Annotated in this window: 1 protein-coding gene and 1 pseudogene; both read right to left on the bottom strand. The window is 72.4% G+C overall.

Annotation, left to right across the window (positions count from 1 at the left end):
• Positions 1-1,562, bottom strand: a 1,562-nt coding sequence (locus tag SZN_RS43595) for a type I polyketide synthase (RefSeq protein ID WP_425274505.1), incomplete at its 3' end; no start/stop codon positions are given.
• Between the two features lie 453 nt (positions 1,563-2,015).
• Positions 2,016-3,698, bottom strand: a pseudogene (locus SZN_RS43590) (SDR family NAD(P)-dependent oxidoreductase); the annotation flags it as partial.
• Positions 3,699-3,748 lie beyond the last annotated feature (50 nt).

The following is a 3,748-nucleotide window of genomic DNA, read 5'->3' as shown; positions in this document are numbered from 1 at the left end:
CCCGACGGCTCCACCCCGGACACCGGCACAACCCCACCCGACGAAACAGGCGCCTGCTCCAACACCACATGCGCATTCGTCCCGCTGATACCGAACCCGGACACCGCCGCCCGACGCGGACGACCCGTCCGAGGCCACTCACGCTCACTCACCAACAACTCCACCGCACCCGAAGCCCAGTCCACCTCCGGCGACGGCTCCTCCACATGCAACGTCCGCGGCAGGACGCCGTGCTGGAGGGCGAGCACGGTCTTGACCACGCCCGCGATGCCTGCGGCAGCCTGCGGGTGGCCGATGTTGGACTTCAGCGAACCCAGATACAGCGGGTGCCCGTCCGTGCGGTCCTGGCCGTAGGTGGCCAACAACGCCTGCGCCTCGATCGGGTCACCCAGCGTGGTACCGGTACCGTGCGCCTCCACCGCGTCGACCTCGGCGGTGGTCAGGCCGGCATTGGCGAGGGCCTGGCGGATGACGCGCTGCTGCGAGGGACCGTTGGGGGCGCTCAAGCCGTTGGACGCGCCGTCCTGGTTGGTGGCGGAGCCACGGATGACGGCAAGCACCGGGTGCCCGTTGCGGTGGGCGTCCGACAGGCGCTCCAGGAGGATCACTCCGACGCCCTCGGAGAGGCCGATGCCCTCGGCGTCGCTGGAGAAGGTGCGGCAGCGGCCGTCGTGCGACAGGCCTCGCTGGCGGCTGAAGCCGATGAAGCCCTCGGGGGTCGACATGATGGCCACTCCGCCGGCGAGGGCCATGTCGCACTCGCCCTGCTTCACTGCCTGGGCGGCGAGGTGCAGCGCGGTCAGCGATGACGAGCAGGCGGTGTCGATGGTGACGGCCGGGCCTTCGAGGCCGAAGGTGTAGGCGATCCGGCCGGAGACGACGCTGTTGTGGCCTCCGGTGACGAGGTGGCCCTCGTAGCCCACCGGTGCCTGCCCCATGGCCGCCCGGTAGTCCGACGGGTTGGCGCCGATGAAGGTGCCGGTGCGGGTGCCCTTGAGGACCGTGGGGTCGATGCCGGCGTGCTCGATCGCTTCCCAGGACGTCTCCAGCAGCAGCCGCTGCTGCGGGTCCATCGCCAGCGCCTCACGGGGCGAGATCCCGAAGAACCCCGCGTCGAACTCCGCCGCGTCGTGGAGGAATCCGCCGTCGCGGGCATAGGTCTTACCGGGGGTGGCGGGATCGGGGTCGTAGAGACCGTCCAGGTCCCAGCCGCGGTTCTCCGGGAAGCCGGTGATCGCGTCTCCGCCGTCCCGGAGGAGCTGCCACAGCTCCTCCGGGGTGGTGACGCCGCCCGGCAGCCGGCAGGCCATGCCGACGATCGCGACCGGCTCGTCGTGGAGCGCCGCGACAGCCGTCACGGCCGGGACCGACGCTTCCGGCCGGCCGTCGGCGTCCGGGAAGCAACGGTCGTGGAGGTGGGCGGCCAGCTCGGCGGGGGTCGGGTGGTCGAAGACGACGGTCGCGGACAGCCGCTCCCCGGTGGCGGCCTTGAGGCGGTTACGGAGGTCGACGGCGGTGAGCGAGTCGAAGCCCAGGTCGCGGAAGGCCCGGTCCAGACCCACTTGGTCGGTCGTGGCGTGGCCCAGGACGGCTGCGGCCTGGAAGCGCACCAGGTCGACGAGTTCGCGTTCCCGGTCCTCGCGGGGCAGCCCTTCGAGCCTGCGGAGCAGCGTCGCGGCGTCGTGTCCGGTGGTGTCGCCGGGTGCGGCGGAATCCGGTGCGGTCGCCTCGGGGATCTCCCGTATCAGGGCGCTCGGCCGGACCGAGGTGAAGAGGGTGGCGAAGGGCTCCCAGGCGATGTCGGCGATGGCGACGAACGTCTCGTCGTGGTCGAGCGCCTGGCGCAGTCCGGTGCACGCGGCCTCGGGGTCGAGCAGCGGAAGGCCCTGCTGAACGGCGCGGTCGGTGATCGTACGGCGCTCGGTGGCGCTGAGGGAGTCCCAGTCGTTGTACGCGTCCCAGATCCCCCAGGCGATCGACGTGGCTGCGAGGCCTCGTGCGCGGCGGCGTTCGGCGAGTGCGTCCAGGTGGGCGTTGGCAGCGGCGTAGGCCGCGTGGTCGCCGCTGCCCCAGAAGCCGGCGATGGACGAGAAGAGCACGAAGGCGTCCACGTCCTCGCCGAGGAGCGAGTCGAGGTGTTCGGCACCGGCGACCTTGGCTCCGAGGAGCGCGGCGAAGTGGTCGGGGGTCGCGTCGGCGAGCGGAGCGAGTTCCGCCTGGACGGCGGCGTGCATGACGGCGCGCACGGGGTCGCCCTGGTCCGCGAGGCCGGTGACGAGTGCTTCGACGGCGTCGCGGTCGGCGATGTCGCAGGCCGCGACGGTGACGCGTGCGCCGAGTCCGGTGAGCTCCCGCGCCAGGTCATCGGCCCCCGGGGCGTCGCCGCCGCGTCGGCTGGTGAGGACGAGATGGGGGGCGCCCTCACGGGCGAGCCACCGGGCCACGTGGGCGCCAAGGGCACCGAGTCCGCCCGTGATGAGCACGGTGCCGTCGGGCCGCCAGCGGCGGGCCGGGGCGGTACGGCCGAGAGAGGCGCGCACCATGCGCCGGGCGACGACTCCGCCGGCGCGGACGGCGAGCTGGTCCTCGCCGGCCGGCTCAGCGAGGATGCCGCAGAGCCTGCGCAGCGCGCGCTCGTCGGGGGTGTCGGGGAGGTCGACGAGCCCACCCCAGACGCCGGACTGTTCGAGAGCCGCGACCCGTCCGACGCCCCACACCTGCGCCTGTACGGCACTGGTCAGCGTCTCGGAGGGGCCGGTGGCGACGGCACCCCGGGTGAGGCACCAGAGCGGGGCGGTCGCGTCGAGGTCGCGCAGTGCCTGCACGAGGGAAACGGTGCCCGCGAGGCCCGCCGAGACCAGCGGCTGGGTCTCCGTGGGCTTCTCGTCGAACGCCCACAGCGACAGCACGCCCCGCAGGTCGTGACGGCCGGCCAGCGCCTCCTGGACACGACCCGCGAGCCGGGTCCGGTCCGCGTCTTCCTCCGTGACGGTGAGGGTGACGGCGTCGGCGCCCCGTGCATCGAGCATGCGGACGAGGGAGGCGGTCGTGTCGTCATCGCCGACGGATTCGGGCACTACGACGATCCAGGTTCCGGACAGCACGGGCACGGAGGTGCCGGAGACGGGGCGCCAGGCGGTCTTGTAGCGCCAGGAGTCGATCACGGACTCCTGGCGGCCGGCCCGTCGCCAGGACGCCAGAGCGGGAAGCAGAGGCCGCAGCTCCTCGCCGTCGAGATCCAGCGAATCCGCCAGCGACTCCAGGTCCTCGCGCTCGACGGCCTCCCAGAACCGGTCCTCCACCTCATCCCGCGGCACACCCGCCGACGCCGGCAGTTCACCCGACTCCAGCCAGAAGCGATTGCGCTGGAACGGATACGTCGGCAGGTCGACGGTGTCCCCCGGAGCGGCCACCAGGGAACCCAGTTCGACGGGCAGACCTTCGACGTAGGCCTGTGCCAGTGACGTCACGAACCGCTGGGCCCCACCGTCCTCACGGCGCAGGGACCCGACCACCGTGGACGCACCGGACTCCTCCACACCCACAGCCAGAACCGGGTGAGCGCTGCACTCCACGAAGGCGGACAGCCCATCGGCGATCAGCGCCCGCGTCGTCGCCTCGAACTCGACGGTCTGCCGCAGATTCCGCACCCAGTACGCGGCATCGAGCCGCTCGGTGTCCAGCAGACCACCGGTCACCGTCGAATAGAACGGCACCGTCGCCGAACGCGGCGCAATCGGAGCCAGGA

Origin of the sequence: Streptomyces zinciresistens K42 (assembly GCF_000225525.1) — a bacterium.
GTDB classification, from domain to species: Bacteria; Actinomycetota; Actinomycetes; order Streptomycetales; family Streptomycetaceae; genus Streptomyces; species Streptomyces zinciresistens.
This window is presented reverse-complemented; position numbering and strand designations above follow the sequence as displayed.